Below are 17,752 nucleotides of genomic sequence, written 5' to 3' on the forward strand. Positions count from 1 at the left end.
TATATTTCTTTTTTATATTTTGAAATAATTTATAAAGTGAATTAGACTACCAAGTTTAACATAACATTATATATAATTTCATTTAATTTAATAATGGTACTACATTATAATTATTTTGCAATTAATTTTGGGGAACATTAATGGGAGAGATAGTAGAAATGATATTGAGGAAAATAAGGTAGGCTAGTTAATAGAATTTATGAGCTATATATTAATGATTTTATAATTAATAAATAAAATTGATTCAATAGATTATAATATTATTGATGAAGATCAACAAAGTCATTTACTTGAGTTAATGAAATTCCTCACAGAATGGTTAGTTCAGCATGTTTTAACAGAAGATAAGCAGTATGTAAGAATAGCTTAGAAGTATTATAAATAATGTTACTTTTTAATGATTTTATTTAAGACCATGACTTTCTTCAGGTTAATTCTTAAATATATATTTATAAGGTACTAGAAACCTTGATTTTCTTTATTAAAAATTTTAAATATAAATCATATTTGACCTAGTTTATGAATAAGCATAATATATATGACTATAAAAATGTTTTTAGTCATATATATTGAAAGAGGTGGTAGTATGCCTAAGGGTTTCACTGATGATGAGAAGAAAATAATTACTAAAAAACTAATAGAAGAATGCAAATATAGTTGGCAAAGGTACGGATATAAAAAAACTAGTGTTGATGAACTATGTAAAAATGCTGGTATTTCTAAAGGAGCTTTTTATATTTTCTTTAAAACTAAAGAAGAACTTTTTTATAATACATTAAAAGAGGTCCAAGAAAATTTATATAAAGTTGTTGAAGAAAAAATTGCTATGAATCCTAATAAAAATGGCGTAGCTGATGCCCTTAAAGAAATTTTTAGTGAGTATAATAATAGTAGTTTTATGTATGACACAAAGAGTGTAGATTTTATAAGTTTCTTTAATAAATTAAGCGAAGAAGAAAGAAATGAATTATCTAACAAAAGTTACATTGGTGCAAAAGGTATGTTAAATAAGCCTTTTCTTAAATTGAAGATTGAAGAAAGTTTAGCTATTTCTGTTTTATCTGCAATGTTAATTACTATAACTCAAAAAGATAATATGTTATGTGATCCGATAAATGTATTTGACTTTATGATTGATAATCTAATAGATAGTATTTTTGAATAGGAGGGTAATATGAAAACTATAAATTTAAAAGAGCACAATAAAAAGTATATGGAAATTTCAAAAAAAGCAGCAGAAGGAATATATCCATCTAAGAAAATTGCAAAGATTGGTTCCATTGCAGGACTAGGTATAGGTGGAGCTTTAGTTATAGGTGGAATATATGGATTAACTCAAGGTGCTATATTTGGTACAGGTACAATAATTGCTGGTGTAGTTACAGGGATTTCTAATATTATTAATTTAAAAAGAATTGAATCTAAGTAAAATATAAGGAGCTGTATAGATTGAATTAATAAACTCAATCTTATACAGCTCTTCTTTTATTTCAACAATTCAATTGAAAATACAAATATAGTCAATAATTGCTGTCATTATAGTTAAGGTTTATTTAAAAGTTATTATTACTTAATACAAATTATCTATATATTTTGAGTATTTAGGTATATAATAACATAATAGTAGTAATTTTAAGGAGGATATTGATGGTTTTATTTGAAGTAAATTATTTCTCAAATGCATTAGGTATTAATACTAATTTAAATGTTCTTATTCCTCAAAGAAAAACAAATCAAATAGATGATAAGGATTATGATAATTATAATAAAGATGGATATCCAGTAATATATTTATTACATGGTTTAGGAAATGATGAAAGTATTTGGATGCGTAGAACCTCCATAGAAAGGTATGCATCACAGTATGGGTTTGCAGTAGTTATGCCAACGACTCAATTAGGAGGCTATAGAGATAATGCTTATGGTCCTAAATATTGGACATTTATTTCAGAAGAACTTCCTAACTTTTGTAAGGAGCATTTTGCTAATATATCAGATAAAAAGGAAGATACATTTGTAGTGGGAGCATCTATGGGGGGACATGGAGCATTTAAGCTAGCTTTATCCAAGCCAGAAAGATTTAAGGCAGCTGCATCATTATCAGGTCCATTAGAAATTGCAAGTGATTCAAATATTGAAAGATTTAAAAGTAGAAGACCTTTTTGGGAAGGCATATATGGAAGACTTGAAAATATAAGAGGCTCTGAAAGTGACTTAGTTTATCTTGCAGATTCCATATTAGAGAATAAGGAAATTAAAATTGAAGAAAGACCTAAGCTTTATTCATGGTGTGGAACAGAAGATTTCTTGTATACTTGTAATTTGGAATTTGAGGATGAAATAAAGGCTATAGGAATGGATTTAGATGCTAACCATTCAGGGGGAGAGCATAATTGGACATGTTGGGATAGAGAAATACAAAATGTGTTAAAATGGTTTAGTGATTTAAGAAATGAATAAAAAAATGTACTAGAAAGCTAATTTATTCTTTGAATTAAACTCTATTAAGGAGATTAACTAAAATTATATCTTCTTAATAGAGTTTTTTATTTTAAATAATATATAACCTTAATAAAGAATTATATTTTACATAAAAAGAATAAAATGGTAGTATAGTTGGTAACTAAAATTTTCAAATAAAAAAGTTAATCTAAAATAGATTAATTATTTTAAGTTATAGAAAGAAATACAATAGAGATAAAATGTATAATTTATTACTTTAGTGAGGTGGAAAATATGGAAGAAAAAATTAAGGCATTAAAGGCAGCATTTCCATTAACTATTCCTGTTTTTACAGGATTTATTTTTTTGAGTATTGCCTATGGTATATTAATGAATAGTAAGGGGTATGGTGTTGGCTGGACACTTTTAATGAGCTTAATTGTTTATGCAGGGTCAGCACAATTTGTAGCAGTTACATTTCTTACTACTGCTTTTAACCCTATATACGCATTATTAATGACATTAATGATAAATGCCCGTCATTTGTTTTATGGTATTTCAATGTTGGACAAATATAAGGACACAGGAAAGTTAAAGCCATACCTTATATTTGGATTATGTGATGAGACATTTTCAATAGTATGTGCTAAAGAACCACCAGAAGGGGTAAGTGATAAGTGGTTTAGATTTTTTATAACTTTACTTAATTATACATATTGGGCAGTGGGATCTGTAATTGGTTCATTACTAGGTAATGTGGTTACATTTAATACTAAGGGATTAGATTTTGTTTTAACTGCACTGTTTGTAGTAATATTTGTTGGACAATGGAAAAGCAATAAGGATCATAAAGCAGCTATCATTGGTATTTTATGCTCAGTAGTTTCTTTAGTTATATTTGGGCCAGGCAGTTTTATAATTCCTTCTATGATTGCAATTATAGCTGTATTATCAATAACTCAAAAGAGATTTGAACAAGAGGAAAATCTAAAAGAGGAGGGAATTCAATGACTTTAACACCTATTCAAACATTAATTATAATTCTTATGGTAGTTATAGGGACAATGATTACTAGATTCTTACCTTTTATATTGTTTAAAAATCATAATAAGGATAATACATATATAAATTATCTTGGAGAAGTATTGCCTTATGCAGCAATAGGACTTTTAGTAATTTATTGTCTTAAGAATGTAAGCTTTACTAGCATTTCACTTTGGATTCCTGAATTCATAGCTATTGCTTGTATTATTGGGCTTCACTACTGGAAGGAAAATACTCTATTAAGTATTGGTGCTGGTACAGTTATTTATATGTTTCTAGTTCAGGTGGTTTTTGTTTAAGAATATGTTGACTCTTACCTATAGAGTAGATTATATAATAGAAGTATAAAGAGTATTAATTAACCGAATTATAGAATTATTAGTTATAAATATAAAACTAGATAGTCTTATTCTATATTTATAAAAGTATTATATTACTACAATGAAAGAGAGGAAGAGAAATGGCATTTGATTACAAGAAGGAATATAAGGAATTTTATATGCCACCTAAGAAGCCTACTATAGTGGAAATTCCTAAAATGAATTTTATTGCTGTAAGGGGAAAGGGTAATCCTAATGAAGAAGATGGAGAGTATAGCAAGGCTGTTGGATTACTTTATGGAATTGCCTATACTTTAAAGATGAGTTATAAGGGAAATTATAAAATTAAGGACTATTTTCAATATGTTGTACCGCCATTAGAAGGTTTTTGGTGGCAAGAAGGAATTAAAGGAGTTGACTATTCAAATAAGGATAGTTTTAAGTGGATATCAATTATTAGAATACCTGATTTTATTAGGAAAGAAGACTTTGAATGGGCTATAGAAGAGGCTACAAGAAAGAAGAAAATTGATTATTCTAAGGTTGAATTTTTAACATATGAAGAAGGATTTGCTGTTCAATGTATGCATATTGGTCCTTATGATGATGAACCTAAAACTGTTGAAGCCATGCATAAGTTTGCTTTAGAAAATGGATATAAGGTTGATATTAATGAAGAAAGGTATCACCATGAAATTTATATAAGTGATCCAAGAAAATGTGATATAAGTAGATTGAAAACGGTAGTTAGACATCCTATTAAAAAGATTGATTAAAATCAAGATTGATATATCATAAAGGACCAGGCATGGTTTTTAAAGGGAATCCAGAGAACTATATTACAGAAGTAATTATTACAATATAGAATTAGCAGGTAATAATACCAGTGGTAATAAAGAAAATTGTTGAAAAAAACTTCTAAAGAAGGTTTATAAATTAATAAAAATAATTATAATATAAAGAAAGTCCTTATTTTTATGTTTTTTATTAGAAGTAATTTGGAATAAATAACTTCATAGATTATTCATTTTTAAAATATTAACTATCAATTATTAGTTATTTTCAATGGCTAATAATTGATATATTATGGATTTGTATATGTAAAATATATCTATATTATGAAAAATATATATAAAAGAATAAAATGTAGGATAAGCCCTTGACATTAATGTTAATAAGATGTAAACTTAATGTAAATTTAATAAATACCTCACTTTGCTGTGAGGTAGAGGCGCAGAACCTAACAGTCTTTAGTGGAGCTTGAGAGTGCTTTGAAGCTAAGGAGAAGGAGATTTTGCCGAAGTTTGTAATATTTCTCAGTATTACTTGCTGGGTCTGTAGTTAAGAGCTGCAGGACTGTCTTAATAAGCTTCCCGGTTTATTAAGTTGTGCTATCTCAAATGGGAAAGATGAGGGTTAAGTAATTATGAATTTAATATGAGCCCAAGGGCTCATTTGTTTTTATAATATCTTATCTGATTATTTAAGATAGCACCAGCCTCATAGGGCTGGTATTTTTATTTTAAAAAATAAGGAGAGATTTATCATGAAGAAAAAATTATCATTATTACTTTTATTTATTGTTACTACAGTGTTTACTTTAACAGGTTGTGGATCTAAGGAAGAAGAAGATGTACTTAGAATCGGATTAGAAGCAGGATATGCACCATTTAACTGGACTCAATTAGATGATTCTAATGGAGCAGTTAAAATAGATGGAAGTTCAGAATATGCTGGTGGATATGATATTCAAATTGCAAAGAAGTTAGCTGATTCTTTAGGCAAGAAATTAGTTGTTGTTAAGACAGAATGGGACGGGCTAGTTCCTTCATTAGTATCAAATAAGATAGATGCAATTATTGCTGGTATGTCACCAACAGCAGAACGTAAAGAAACTATAGATTTTACAGATGTTTATTATAAATCAGATTTAGTTATGCTAGTGAAAAAAGGTGGAGCTTATGAAAATGCTGAAACATTAAAAGATTTTTCAGGAGCTAAGATAACAGGACAATTAAACACATTCCATTATACAGTTGTAGATCAAATACCTAATGTTAATAAGCAACCAGCTATGAGTGATTTCCCAGCTATGAGAGTTGCTTTAGAATCAGGAGTTATTGATGGATATGTAACTGAAAGACCAGAAGCATTAAGTGCTCAAATGGCAAATGATAACTTTACAATGGTAGAATTCAAAGAAGGTTTTGTTACTTCTGAAGAAGATACTGCAATTGCTGTAGGGTTAAAGAAAGATAGTGAATTAAAAGATAAAATCAATGAAGCATTAAAAGGAATCTCTGAAGAAGAAAGATTACAAATAATGGACGAAGCGATTAAAAATCAACCAGCAGCACAATAGTAGTGCTTTCGCACAATGAAGAATGAATAATTGATGAGAAAACTATTTACAGATTTTTTGAAATAAAGTTATTGATGTAATTTGGAGTAAATCACTTCAATGATTATTCATTCTTAATTATTAATTTGGCTACCTTTAGTAGTCATATAAGGAGAGTTTTTTTATGAGTTTAGATTGGATAATTAGAATAGTGCAAGAGAATGGACCTATGTTTCTTCGTGGAGCTTGGGTGACATTATATATATCTATAATTGGTACTTTAGTAGGTACTTTAATAGGACTTGTTATTGGTGTTGTAAAGACTATACCAGTTCCAGAAAAGGGAGCGAAAAAAATATTTTTAAAGATAGTAAATGGAATTTTATCAGCATATATAGAGTTTTTCCGTGGTACACCAATGATTGTACAAGCTATGGTTATTTATTATGGATCTGCAGCAGCTTTTTCAATAGATATAAATAAAACATTTGCAGGGTTATTAATAGTTTCAATTAATACTGGGGCTTATATGGCTGAAATAGTTAGAGGTGGTATTATATCTGTAGATAAGGGGCAATTTGAAGCAGCTCAAGCTATAGGTATGAATCATTTTCAAACTATGAGAAATATAGTTTTACCTCAAGTAGTAAGAAATATATTACCAGCTACAGGTAATGAGTTTGTTATAAATATTAAAGATACATCAGTATTAAATGTCATTGCTGTATCTGAATTATTCTTCCAAACTAAATCAGTAGCAGGAAATAATTTTAGATACTTTGAGTCATTCTTCGTAGCATGTATTCTTTATTTTATAATGACATTTACAATTACAAGAATACTAAGATTCATAGAAAAGAAGATAGATGGGCCAGAAAACTACATTATTGCAGGAAATCAAATGCAAGTAGCAAGAGCTGAGGATATAGTAAGAAAGGCTAAAGAAGTTTAGTGCATAAGGAGGAGATCAAATGGAAAATGTTATAGAAATAAAACATTTAAATAAATCCTTTGGAGATCATGAGGTTTTAAAGGATATTAACTTTTCAGTTAAGAAAGGTGAAGTTGTATGTATTATAGGTTCATCTGGATCAGGTAAATCTACTCTTTTAAGATGTGTAAACTTACTTGAAAAGCCTTCAGGTGGAGAAATTATCTATAATAATGAAAATATATTAGATGATAATCATGATATATACAAGTATCGAACTAAACTTGGAATGGTATTCCAACAATTTAATTTATTTGATAATCATAATGTATTAAGTAATTGCGTTGTTGGACAACTTAAAGTTTTAAAAAGAAGTAAATCAGAAGCAGAAGAAATTGCTATGAAATTCTTAGATGTAGTTGGAATGGGGAAATATATAAATGCTAAACCAAAACAATTATCAGGTGGTCAAAAGCAAAGAGTTGCAATAGCAAGAGCATTATCTATGGAACCAGATGTAATATTATTCGATGAACCAACTTCAGCTTTAGATCCTGAAATGGTAGGAGAAGTTCTAAAAGTAATGAAGGAACTTGCTGAAACAGGACTTACAATGCTTGTAGTTACACATGAAATGGAATTTGCAAGAGAAGTTGCAGATAGGGTAGTATTTATGAACAATGGAATAATAGAAGAAGAAGGAACGCCTGAAGAAATCTTTAATAATCCTAAGAAGGAACGTACTCGTGAATTCCTAAAGAGAACATTAAAATAAGCAATTATTTAACCATATAAATAATTATCTAAAAAGAAGCTGAAATCAGCTTCTTTTTTATTTGTTAATCTTATTAGAATATCTTGTTTTAATATTTGTCGTATATAGATTATAGAATTGATTTTATTTTAATAGATGGCCTAAAAGATAATTTAAATATTTATGTGCTTCTTCTAAACTTATTGGTTCTGGGCTAAAAAAAGCAGCTTCTAATATAATTAGTAGAGTATTACTAAAATGGACAGCTATTATTTCCAGTGGGATGTTTTTATTATCAAAATCAATACATTCATTAAAAACCATTTGCATTGTATGTTTCAAATATAAATGATAGTGATTAAGTAAAGGGCTATTGGATGGATTATTCCTTAGAATTTTAGCTAATAATTTACTATGTTTGTTAAATAAGTTATAAAGACGATCAAATAAAACATTTATTACTTCTTCAGAAGATATTAAATTATGATCTTTTAGATTAATTTCACTACTTATTAAATACCAGCAATAATTTAGTAAGTCATATTTGTCATCAAAGTAATTATAAAAAGTTGCTCTTGGGAAATTACTTACTTCACAAATCTCATTAACGCTAATGTTTTCAAATGGCTTTTTTGATAAAAGAGTAAACATAGTCTTTGTAAAAGATTCTAAAGTTCTCTTTGCACCACGGGTCATTTTTTTTGATAGATCGTATTTCATTTTTCACTTCCTTTTGCAATTTTAAAATTATGTCTAATTTTAAACAAGCTGTTTTCTTTGTTTATTGATTTAGATTTATGTATAATTTATCATAATATTATATATTTTACAACTGTCTAAAAATATACTATTATAAAAATTTAGAAAATTTCACTATTATCAGTGAAAAAGAAACTTATATAAATACTTTGGAATGGGATTGAGTGTAATAACTACTAAGTTAAAATTAATTACTTTAATAATTTAAAAGGAGAAGATGTAAAATGAAAATATTTATAACTGGTGGAACTGGATTTCTTGGGAAGAGAGTAGTGAAAAGGCTTTTGGCTGATAATAATCAACTTTATATATTAGTTAGAAATCTAGAAAAAATGGAAATTGAAAAAAATGTTAATGTGAAGTATGTAAAGGGGACACTTGAAAATATAAATGAGTGGGAGCACAATCTTAAAGGAATGGATGTAGTAATTCATATGGCGGCTCCAGTTGTTTTCTGGGGGGAATGGAGTATGTATCAAGAATTAATTATTGATGCAACGGAAAATATTCTTAAGTTTTCGGAACAGAATGGAGTAAAGAAATTTATATATATAAGCTCTGAGTCTGTACTTCAGGATAAAAAAGCTTTAATAAGCATTGATGAAAGCACCCCATATCCGAATGAACCTAATTCTTATTATGGAAAGTCAAAAATGATTGCCGAAAAGAATATACTACAAAAAAATTTAAATATTGACAGGATAATTATAAGGCCTACCTTCATTTGGGGACCGGGAGTTCCTGCTATGCAAACTATGATAAACAAAGTTAAAAATGGTCAATTTCAATGGATTGACCATGGGAATATCATAATTGATATGGTACATGTTGATAACGTATCTGAAGCAATTGCTCTTTCAAGCTATAAAGGAAAAGACAAAGACATATTTTTCGTAACGGATGATAGTCCTAAAACTACTAAAGTGTTTTTTTCTGATCTATTTTCTACCCAAGGTATAGAAGTATTAAATAAAAGTATACCAGGTTTTGTTGCACGTCCATTTGCATATATAGTAGAAGGAATATGGAAATTATTAAAACTAAAAAGTTATCCACCATTAACAAGATTTGATCTAGCTTTTATTGGAATGTCGAGATCATATATGATTGATAAAATTAAAAATGAACTTGGATATATACCTGTAGTCAATTACGAGGACGGTTTAGAGGAAATGAAACAAGTGTAAAAATAAATAAGTTAATTTAAGCAGTAAATTTAAAAAGGTTTACTGCTCTTTTTATTAAAAACTAGATAAATAGAATATACTTAAGGACATTCTTATTTTAAAATCTTTTAAATTTATTTAATATAATATAAAGTGTGCTTATAGATTAAATTTAAAAGGATATGTAAAAATAGGTCAAATAATATCAGAATTTGTATTAATTTTAACGAATAAGTTACGATAAATAAAATATATAGATAATATTAAAACTTAAGGAGGAAAAAATGGGAGATAAGAAAATTAAAATGAAAAGAATTTCCTTAAAGAGAGAAATATATAATTTATTATTAGTAACTTCAATAATACCAATAATATTGATTGTTGTAGTGAACTCATATTCTTTAAGTAGAAATATCATAAATGTAAACAATTCTATTATTAAGGGAAATGAAAATTTAATTAAGGAGTCTTTAGCTATTGATCATATAAATACTGATAAAAATTTAGAGTTTTTAGCATCAGACGCTAATGCTAAAGGTCTTAAAGATAGTAAGAATGATGAATCAATGTGGTTACAAAAAGGATTAGAGAACTTTTTAAGTTCAAATGATGACATAGCTAATGTCTATATGGCAAGTGAAGATGGAAAGTTCATTGTTGTTCCTTATGCTGAAATTGAAGTTGGATTTGATCCAAGACAAAGAGATTGGTACAAGGATGCTGTAAACAATCCTAATGAAGTAGTAGTATCAGATGTATATACTGGTGCAGTGACTGGGGAGATGATGGTATCATATTCAAAGGCCGTATATAATGATAATGGAGAGTTACAAGGAGTTATAGGTGTAGATAAGGATTTAGAGAAATTATCAGAGACAGTTAAGAAGATAGATAATATGAATAGTGCTTATTCAACTATCTTTACACCTAATGGAACTATAATTGCTGATGAAGATTCTGATATGATAGGAAAAAATGTTAATGATCTACCGTGGATAGAAAAGGTTCTTAATATTGAGGATGGAAAAAGTGAGTATATTAAAATAAATGATTTAATTTACTCAGTAAATAGAGTTATTGAAAAGGAAAGTGGATATACAATTTGTGTATTTGTACAAAGTAAGGAACTTATATCTTTATATGTAAAAGAACTTGTAATACCTGCTATAATTTTGGTTTTAGCAATTGTAGTATTGATAATTTCTTCAAGAATATTTACAAGAAAATTAACATCTCCTATTAAGGAAGTAGTTAAAATTATAAATAAAATAAAAGATGGTAACTTCACTGAATATGCAGAGATAAATGAGCATTATAATATAGAAGTAACATCTATGTTAGAAGGAGCTAATGCCCTAGTACATGATATGGGAGTTTTATTAGATAGAGTTAAAGATTCTTCAGAAAGTGTTAATGAGGGATGTGCTACTTTATTTAGAATTATTTCAGAATCTAGTAATGTAGGGGAAGAAATAGCTAAATCAGTACAAGAAATTGCACAAGGAGCAACTAATCAAGCAGCACAATTAGATGAAAGTGTTAGAATAGTAGGTGGACTTGAAGAAGAGATTGATAAATCCCTTGCAAGCTCTGAAAAAATGCTTAAAACTTCAAAAGAAGTTAAGTCTTCTTCTCAAGAAGGTATGTTAGCTATTGAAGAATTAAGTGAAAAGTATTCTGAAAATAAAGAAGCAAATGATAATATAGTCAATAAAGTTAATTTATTATCTGAAAAATCAAATCAGGTAGGGATTATAGTAGAAGTAATTAAATCAATTACTGAACAAACTAATCTTCTAGCTTTAAATGCAAGTATTGAAGCCGCTAGAGCTGGAGAAGTAGGTAAGGGATTTGCAGTAGTAGCTGAAGAGGTAAGAAAACTTGCTGAAGAGTCAGCAAAATCAGCATCAGAAATTAATTTAGTAATAGATGAAATTAAGAGAAGCATAAGTGAATTAGATAGAGAGATATTAAAAACTAGCAAATTAAATGATGAAACTGGTGAAAGTCTAGTTTCAACTAAAATTAAGTTTGAAGTAATTGATAAAATAATTAATGAGTTAGAAACTAATATTAGAGAAGTGACAGATTCACTAGATCAAATTACTATAAATAAAGATAATGTTGTATTTAAAATATCAGAAGTAGCAGCAGTAGGGCAAGAAACAGCAGCAATTACTGAAGAATTAAGTGCAGCTTCAGAAGAACAATCTTCTGGATTACAAGAAATAGCTAATGAAGCAGAAGGTTTAAAAGATAATTCTCAAAATTTAAATGAAGTGATTAATAAATTTAAAATTTAATATAATAAGATTTATATTTAATTAAAGGTGGTTATATCATATTGATTTTAGTCAATGTTGGTATAATCACTTTTTTTAGTTAAGAGGAAATATTTATGAATTAATATTGAAATATACAATATAGATATATTGAGGGAATAATGGGGCGGGGGAATTATTATGTCAAATGGATTTTATACATTTAATAATTATTTTAAGTCTAATATAGGGATTATAACAGCTTCTATGGAGGACTATATAGAGATGATTTATAGGTTATCTTGTGATAAGGGATTCACTAGAGTAGTAGATTTATCTAAGGAACTTAATGTTAGACCAGCATCTACAACTAAGATGATAAAGAAATTAAATGAAATTAGTTTAGTAAGTTATGAGAGATATGGATATATAAGATTAACTGAAGATGGAAAAATATACGGAGAATATTTATTATATAGGCATAATACTGTTGAAAAATTCTTGAAAATTATAGGAGTCACTAAGAATGTATTAGAAGAAACAGAAAAAATAGAACATGTATTAAGTAAAGATACATTTGAGAAAATTGAAAACTTTATAGAAATAATTAATAATCATCCAATAATTAAAGAGAAATTAGGTAAGACTAAATAATAAGAAAATATTATTATTTAGGAGTGATACTATGAAATCAATTTGGAGTGAAAGTTATGATATTAAAGATAGAGGAGCATTAAATAATTCTAAGGAGGTTGAGGTTTTAATTATAGGGGGAGGAATTGTAGGGTTACTTACAGCATATATGCTTAAGGAAAAAGGAGTAGAGGCAATAGTAATAGATAGGGGAAAGGTATTAAAGGGAAATACTATTAACACTACTGCTAAGATAACAATACAACATAATATTATATATGATAAATTAATTAAGGAGTTTGGAGAAGAAAATGCTAAGAAATATGCAGATGCCAATAAACTTGCTTTAGAGAATTATGAGGAAATAATAAAAAAGAATAATATTGATTGTGAATTCGAAAAAGAAGATGCTTATGTTTATTCTTTAGATGACCCTAAAAAGATTATCAAGGAATATGAAGCAGCTATGAAATTAGGAATTGATGCAGAATTAGTAGATAAAACAGAACTTCCATTTGAAGTTGCAAAGGCTGTTAAGTTTAAGAATCAAGCTAATTATAATCCTGTAAAGTTTTTAAATTTTATAGCAAAGGACTTAACTATATATGAAAATACTAAAGCTATAGAAGTTAAGGAAAATACAGTAATAACTGATAAGGGAGAAATAAAAGCAAAACATATAGTAGTTGCGACTCATTTTCCAATTATAAATGTCCCAGGGTTCTATTTCTTAAGGATGCATCAAGAAAGAGAATATGTTATTGCTTTAAAAAATGCTCAAATATTAAATGGAATGTATATAGATGAAAAGGATGGAGGATATTCTTTTAGAAGATATAAGGATTACTTAATACTTGGTGGCGCTGCTGGTAGAACGGGGAATAATGAAGCTGGTGGAGCTTATGATAAGCTTAGAAATTTTGCTAAAAAGCACTTTGAAAACTCAGTAGAAGAGTATCACTGGTCAGCTCAGGACTGTATTACTTCTGATGGTATTCCTTTTATAGGATATTATTCAAAAGAAATGCCTAATGTATATGTAGCGACTGGATTTAATAAGTGGGGAATGACCTCATCTATGGTTTCTGCAATTATAATTAGTGGGTTAATTACAGGTAAAGAGTATGATTTTAATGAAATATTCTCACCAACTAGGTTTGATTTTACAGCATCAATTAAAAACTTAGCTGTAGATGGATTTGAAACCACCTATAATTTTATAGCAGAAAAGGTAAGGCTTCCACTATCAACTATTGAAAATGTTAATAATGGTGAAGCAGATGTAATTATACATGAAGGAAAGAAAGTTGGAATTTATAAAACTAAAAATGGAGAAGTTCATACAGTATCTAATAAATGTCCTCATTTAGGGTGTGAATTAAAATGGAATAATGATGATTTATCATGGGATTGTCCTTGTCACGGATCAAGATTTGATTATAAGGGGAATTTCTTAGACTCACCTTCAATTAAAGTGTTAAAGTATGAAGAAGAGTGATAATTATCATAAGAAGAAAAGTTTTTTTGAAGGATGGTATTTTAAACAACAATCTAAAGATTTTAGCATAGCCCTGATACCTGGAATTAATATTAGTAAGGATGGAAATAAGTATGCTTTTATTCAAATAATAACTGAAGAAAAAGCTTATAATGTTAATTATAATTTTAAGGATTTTTCTATAAGTGATGATAAGCTTACAATAAAAATAAAAGATAACATTTTTTCTACTAAAGGGGTGATTTTAAGTATTAAAAGTAAAGATATTAATATTAAAGGGAGGCTTATTTATAATGATATTACTCCAATAAAAGGAGATATTATGGGGCCTTTTGCATACTTTCCATTTATGGAATGTTTCCATGGTGTTTTAAGCTTAAATCATAAGGTAAATGGAACTTTAATATTAAATAATAAAGAAATAACCTTTAATAATGACTTTGGATACATAGAAAAAGATTGGGGAAAGTCTTTTCCAAATAGGTATTTATGGGTACAATGTAATGATTTTTCAGTAGATGATACTAGTATAATGGTATCTATTGCTGATATACCATTCTTAGGTTTTGAGTTTAAGGGATGCATAGCAGTAGTTTATTATAAATGTAGGGAGTATAGATTAGCTACATATAACGGAGTTAAACTAGTTTCATATGATGAAAAAGGGTTAGTGATTAAAAGAGGTGCTTATAAACTAGAAGTGAAAATAAAAGAATTATCTCCACAAGGCCTGTTGGCTCCTAATGGAGGAGAAATGGTAAGAACTATATATGAAAATCTTACATGCAAGGCAAATTTTAAATTTTATAAAAATGATGAATTGATATTTGATTTAGATAGTAATAGGGCTAGCTTTGAATATGTAAATAGCTAGGTAAAATAGGTAAGAGAGAAGAGGAATTATTTATCCATTATCAATTAAAAAAAGGCTGCTTTTTCAGCAGCCTTTCATATTACATTGATTTATGGAATGTTCTGTTTATAACATCTAATTGTTGTTCTCTAGTTAACTTAATGAAGTTTACAGCATAGCCTGAAACTCTTATAGTTAATTGAGGATATAATTCAGGATGATCCATAGCATCTAATAAAGTTTCTCTATCAAATACATTAACATTTAAGTGATGAGCATCTTGACCAAAATATCCATCCATTAATGAACTTAAGTTCTTAATTCTGTCTTCAGGAGTTTTTCCTAAAGCATCTGGTATTATTGAGAAAGTATTTGAAATACCATCTTGTGAATGCTCATATGGTAATTTAGCAACAGAGTTTAATGATGCTAATGAACCACTATTATCTCTTCCGTGCATTGGGTTAGCACCTGGAGCAAATGGTTCTCCTGCTTTTCTTCCATCAGGAGTAGTACCAGTCTTCTTACCATAAACAACGTTTGAAGTTATAGTTAATACTGATTGAGTGTGGTATGCATTTCTGTAAGTCTTGTTTTGTCTGATTTTATTCATCATGTTTTCAACTAGATATACAGCTATATCATCAACTCTATCATCATCATTTCCGTATTTAGGGAAATCGCCTTCGATTTCAAAATCAATAGCAACTCCTTCTTCATTTCTTATTGGCTTAACTTTAGCATATTTAATAGCTGAAAGTGAGTCAGCACAAACTGAAAGTCCTGCTATACCACAAGCCATTGTTCTAAATACGTCTCTGTCATGTAAAGCCATTTGTAATTTTTCATATGAATACTTATCATGCATGTAGTGGATAACATTTAAAGTATTAACATAAAGGTTAGCTAACCAATCTGTCATTATTTCGAATTTTTCCATTACTTCATCATAATTTAAGTATTCGCTAGTGATAGGAGCTAGTTTTGGTCCTACTTGCATTCCGTACTTTTCATCTTTACCACCATTTATAGCGTAAAGTAAAGTCTTAGCTAAGTTAACTCTAGCACCGAAGAATTGCATTTGCTTACCAACTCTCATTGCAGATACACAACAAGCAATTGCATAATCATCTCCCCAGTATGGAGCCATTAAATCATCATTTTCATATTGAACTGAGCTTGTATCAATAGAAACCTTTGAACAGAAATCTTTAAATCCTTGAGGTAATCTAGTTGACCAAAGTACAGTTAGGTTTGGTTCAGGTGATGGTCCTAAAGTATATAATGTGTTAAGAATTCTGAAAGAGTTCTTAGTAACTAAAGTTCTTCCATCTAATCCCATACCACCGATTGATTCAGTAACCCAAGTTGGATCTCCTGAGAATAAATCGTTGTATTCTGGAGTTCTTAAGAATTTAACAAGTCTTAATTTCATAACGAAATGGTCAACTAATTCTTGAGCTTCTTCTTCTGTAATTAATCCAGCTTTTAAATCTCTTTCTATATATATATCTAAGAAAGTAGAAGTTCTTCCAAGAGACATAGCAGCACCGTTTTGATCTTTTATAGCTCCAAGGAATCCAAAGTATAACCATTGGATAGCCTCTTTAGCATTAGTTGCTGGCTTAGAAATATCAAATCCGTAAGTTTCAGCTAGGCCTTTTAATTCTTTTAAAGCTAGGATTTGATCAGAGATTTCTTCTCTTAATCTAATAATATCTTCATCTATGCATTTAACTTCTAAACTCTTCTTTTGAGCCATTTTATCTTCAATTAATCTATCTACTCCATATAGAGCAACTCTTCTGTAGTCACCTATGATTCTTCCTCTACCATAAGCATCTGGAAGACCAGTGATAACACCAGATTTTCTTGCAAGTCTCATTTCATCTGTATAAGCATCGAAAACACCTTGATTATGTGTTTTTCTATATTTAGTAAATATTTCACAAATCTTAGGGCTTACTTCATAGCCATATGATTTTGCAGCATTTTCAGCCATTCTTATTCCACCAAAAGGCATAACTGCTCTTTTTAATGGAGCATCAGTTTGAACCCCAACTATTTTTTCAAAAGCTTGATCTATATATCCAGCTTTATATGCATTTATTCCTGAAACAGTTTCAGTATCTAAATCTAAAATACCGTTTTCTCTTTCTTTTTTAAATAGTTCACTTACTTCATCCCATAATTTTTTAGTTGCATCAGTAGCTCCAGCTAAAAAGCTGTCGTCACCTTTATATTCTGTGTAGTTAAGTTGGATAAAGTTTCTAACATCAATAGACTTAGTCCATTGACCTTCTTTAAAGTTAATCCATTCTTGCTTCATACATTGCACCCCTTTTTTAGAAATTAGTAGCACTAAAGGCTTGAAATATATTCTCAACAAATAATGCTTATCATTTAAATTATAGCATCAAATAATAGTTAATACAAGAAAAATGTTTAAAATTTAACAATATAATATACATTCAAAATGCAAAATAAGTTGATTATATAATATCATACCTTTATAATTATATAGAAAATTTCAAAAATATAAAGGTATATTATAAAAAAATTTGGAGGTTTTTTATGGCGGGGGAAATAAAAATTTGTAGATGTAGAGATGTTAGCTACTTAGAGATAAGAAAGGCAATGCTTGAAGGAGCTAGAAATTTAGAGGATATTATGATGGAAACTGGCGCTGCAACTTGCTGTGGAGGATGTACAAGTCAAGTTATAGAAATATTAGAATCTGTATGTAGATG

Annotated in this window: 17 protein-coding genes and 1 riboswitch; of the genes, 15 read left to right on the plus strand and 2 right to left on the minus strand. The window is 28.5% G+C overall.

Annotated features, from left to right (window positions below):
- Nucleotides 1-586 precede the first annotated feature (586 nt).
- The 9 genes from E6248_RS04670 to E6248_RS04710 all read left to right on the plus strand — a co-directional run bounded on the left by E6248_RS04670 (nt 587) and on the right by E6248_RS04710 (nt 7,853).
- Entirely contained in the window at nt 587-1,165 is a 579-nt protein-coding gene (locus E6248_RS04670; RefSeq protein WP_316339649.1) for a TetR/AcrR family transcriptional regulator, read from the plus strand.
- A 9-nt stretch (nt 1,166-1,174) separates the two neighbouring features.
- Nucleotides 1,175-1,429, plus strand: coding sequence for a hypothetical protein (locus E6248_RS04675; protein WP_316339650.1), 255 nt, complete (start codon nt 1,175-1,177; stop codon nt 1,427-1,429).
- A gap of 218 nt (nt 1,430-1,647) precedes the next feature.
- Entirely contained in the window at nt 1,648-2,460 is an 813-nt protein-coding gene (locus tag E6248_RS04680; protein ID WP_316339651.1) for an alpha/beta hydrolase family protein, read from the plus strand.
- A gap of 276 nt (nt 2,461-2,736) precedes the next feature.
- Entirely contained in the window at nt 2,737-3,453 is a 717-nt protein-coding gene (locus E6248_RS04685) for an AzlC family ABC transporter permease (protein ID WP_316339652.1), read from the plus strand.
- On the plus strand, nt 3,450-3,785 hold the full coding sequence (locus E6248_RS04690) for an AzlD domain-containing protein (protein ID WP_316339653.1): 336 nt from the start codon (nt 3,450-3,452) through the stop codon (nt 3,783-3,785). Before E6248_RS04685 ends, E6248_RS04690 begins: the two co-directional genes overlap by 4 nt.
- 161 nt (nt 3,786-3,946) lie before the next feature.
- On the plus strand, nt 3,947-4,582 hold the full coding sequence (locus E6248_RS04695) for a GyrI-like domain-containing protein (RefSeq protein WP_316339654.1): 636 nt from the start codon (nt 3,947-3,949) through the stop codon (nt 4,580-4,582).
- A gap of 442 nt (nt 4,583-5,024) precedes the next feature.
- Nucleotides 5,025-5,208: riboswitch (Lysine riboswitch) on the plus strand.
- 144 nt (nt 5,209-5,352) lie between these two features.
- On the plus strand, nt 5,353-6,168 hold the full coding sequence (locus E6248_RS04700; RefSeq protein WP_316339655.1) for a transporter substrate-binding domain-containing protein: 816 nt from the start codon (nt 5,353-5,355) through the stop codon (nt 6,166-6,168).
- A gap of 163 nt (nt 6,169-6,331) precedes the next feature.
- Nucleotides 6,332-7,099 carry an amino acid ABC transporter permease gene (locus E6248_RS04705; protein WP_316339656.1) on the plus strand — a complete coding sequence of 256 codons (768 nt, stop codon included), beginning with the start codon at nt 6,332-6,334 and terminating at the stop codon, nt 7,097-7,099.
- A gap of 19 nt (nt 7,100-7,118) precedes the next feature.
- Complete coding sequence (locus E6248_RS04710; protein ID WP_316339657.1) at nt 7,119-7,853, plus strand: amino acid ABC transporter ATP-binding protein; 735 nt, start codon at nt 7,119-7,121, stop codon at nt 7,851-7,853.
- A gap of 123 nt (nt 7,854-7,976) precedes the next feature.
- Here the strand turns inward: E6248_RS04710 and E6248_RS04715 are convergent, their stop codons facing one another.
- Complete coding sequence (locus tag E6248_RS04715; protein WP_316339659.1) at nt 7,977-8,552, minus strand: TetR/AcrR family transcriptional regulator; 576 nt, start codon at nt 8,550-8,552, stop codon at nt 7,977-7,979.
- A 263-nt stretch (nt 8,553-8,815) separates the two neighbouring features.
- On the opposite strand from E6248_RS04715, the gene E6248_RS04720 reads away from it, so the two are divergent.
- The 5 genes from E6248_RS04720 (at nt 8,816) to E6248_RS04740 (ending at nt 15,023) form a co-directional block, all read left to right on the plus strand.
- Complete coding sequence (locus E6248_RS04720) at nt 8,816-9,778, plus strand: NAD-dependent epimerase/dehydratase family protein (protein WP_316339660.1); 963 nt, start codon at nt 8,816-8,818, stop codon at nt 9,776-9,778.
- A gap of 263 nt (nt 9,779-10,041) precedes the next feature.
- Nucleotides 10,042-12,060 carry a methyl-accepting chemotaxis protein gene (locus E6248_RS04725; protein WP_316339661.1) on the plus strand — a complete coding sequence of 673 codons (2,019 nt, stop codon included), beginning with the start codon at nt 10,042-10,044 and terminating at the stop codon, nt 12,058-12,060.
- Nucleotides 12,061-12,219: 159 nt separating this feature from the next.
- On the plus strand, nt 12,220-12,672 hold the full coding sequence (locus tag E6248_RS04730; RefSeq protein WP_316339662.1) for an iron dependent repressor, metal binding and dimerization domain protein: 453 nt from the start codon (nt 12,220-12,222) through the stop codon (nt 12,670-12,672).
- Between the two features lie 31 nt (nt 12,673-12,703).
- Complete coding sequence (locus tag E6248_RS04735) at nt 12,704-14,149, plus strand: FAD-dependent oxidoreductase (protein WP_316339663.1); 1,446 nt, start codon at nt 12,704-12,706, stop codon at nt 14,147-14,149.
- A complete protein-coding gene (locus tag E6248_RS04740) occupies nt 14,136-15,023 on the plus strand; it encodes a tocopherol cyclase family protein (protein WP_316339664.1) in 888 nt (295 codons plus the stop codon). Before E6248_RS04735 ends, E6248_RS04740 begins: the two co-directional genes overlap by 14 nt.
- Before the next feature lie 79 nt (nt 15,024-15,102).
- Here E6248_RS04740 and pflB read toward each other — a convergent pair whose 3' ends face one another.
- A complete protein-coding gene (gene pflB / locus E6248_RS04745; protein ID WP_316339665.1) occupies nt 15,103-17,331 on the minus strand; it encodes a formate C-acetyltransferase in 2,229 nt (742 codons plus the stop codon).
- A 245-nt stretch (nt 17,332-17,576) separates the two neighbouring features.
- On the opposite strand from pflB, the gene E6248_RS04750 reads away from it, so the two are divergent.
- Nucleotides 17,577-17,752 (plus strand): (2Fe-2S)-binding protein (locus E6248_RS04750; protein ID WP_316339666.1); only part of this gene is annotated, 176 nt, incomplete at its 3' end.

Origin of the sequence: Clostridium sp. (genome assembly GCF_032552055.1) — a bacterium.
Taxonomy (GTDB): Bacteria; Bacillota; Clostridia; order Clostridiales; family Clostridiaceae; genus Clostridium.

Coding starts and splice junctions, on each gene's coding strand:
- E6248_RS04670 (WP_316339649.1), top strand. CDS start 587: ATGCCTAAGGGTTTCACTGATGATGAGAAGAAAATAATTACTAAAAAA.
- E6248_RS04675 (WP_316339650.1), top strand. CDS start 1,175: ATGAAAACTATAAATTTAAAAGAGCACAATAAAAAGTATATGGAAATT.
- E6248_RS04680 (WP_316339651.1), top strand. CDS start 1,648: ATGGTTTTATTTGAAGTAAATTATTTCTCAAATGCATTAGGTATTAAT.
- E6248_RS04685 (WP_316339652.1), top strand. CDS start 2,737: ATGGAAGAAAAAATTAAGGCATTAAAGGCAGCATTTCCATTAACTATT.
- E6248_RS04690 (WP_316339653.1), top strand. CDS start 3,450: ATGACTTTAACACCTATTCAAACATTAATTATAATTCTTATGGTAGTT.
- E6248_RS04695 (WP_316339654.1), top strand. CDS start 3,947: ATGGCATTTGATTACAAGAAGGAATATAAGGAATTTTATATGCCACCT.
- E6248_RS04700 (WP_316339655.1), top strand. CDS start 5,353: ATGAAGAAAAAATTATCATTATTACTTTTATTTATTGTTACTACAGTG.
- E6248_RS04705 (WP_316339656.1), top strand. CDS start 6,332: ATGAGTTTAGATTGGATAATTAGAATAGTGCAAGAGAATGGACCTATG.
- E6248_RS04710 (WP_316339657.1), top strand. CDS start 7,119: ATGGAAAATGTTATAGAAATAAAACATTTAAATAAATCCTTTGGAGAT.
- E6248_RS04715 (WP_316339659.1), bottom strand. CDS start 8,552: ATGAAATACGATCTATCAAAAAAAATGACCCGTGGTGCAAAGAGAACT.
- E6248_RS04720 (WP_316339660.1), top strand. CDS start 8,816: ATGAAAATATTTATAACTGGTGGAACTGGATTTCTTGGGAAGAGAGTA.
- E6248_RS04725 (WP_316339661.1), top strand. CDS start 10,042: ATGGGAGATAAGAAAATTAAAATGAAAAGAATTTCCTTAAAGAGAGAA.
- E6248_RS04730 (WP_316339662.1), top strand. CDS start 12,220: ATGTCAAATGGATTTTATACATTTAATAATTATTTTAAGTCTAATATA.
- E6248_RS04735 (WP_316339663.1), top strand. CDS start 12,704: ATGAAATCAATTTGGAGTGAAAGTTATGATATTAAAGATAGAGGAGCA.
- E6248_RS04740 (WP_316339664.1), top strand. CDS start 14,136: ATGAAGAAGAGTGATAATTATCATAAGAAGAAAAGTTTTTTTGAAGGA.
- pflB (WP_316339665.1), bottom strand. CDS start 17,331: ATGAAGCAAGAATGGATTAACTTTAAAGAAGGTCAATGGACTAAGTCT.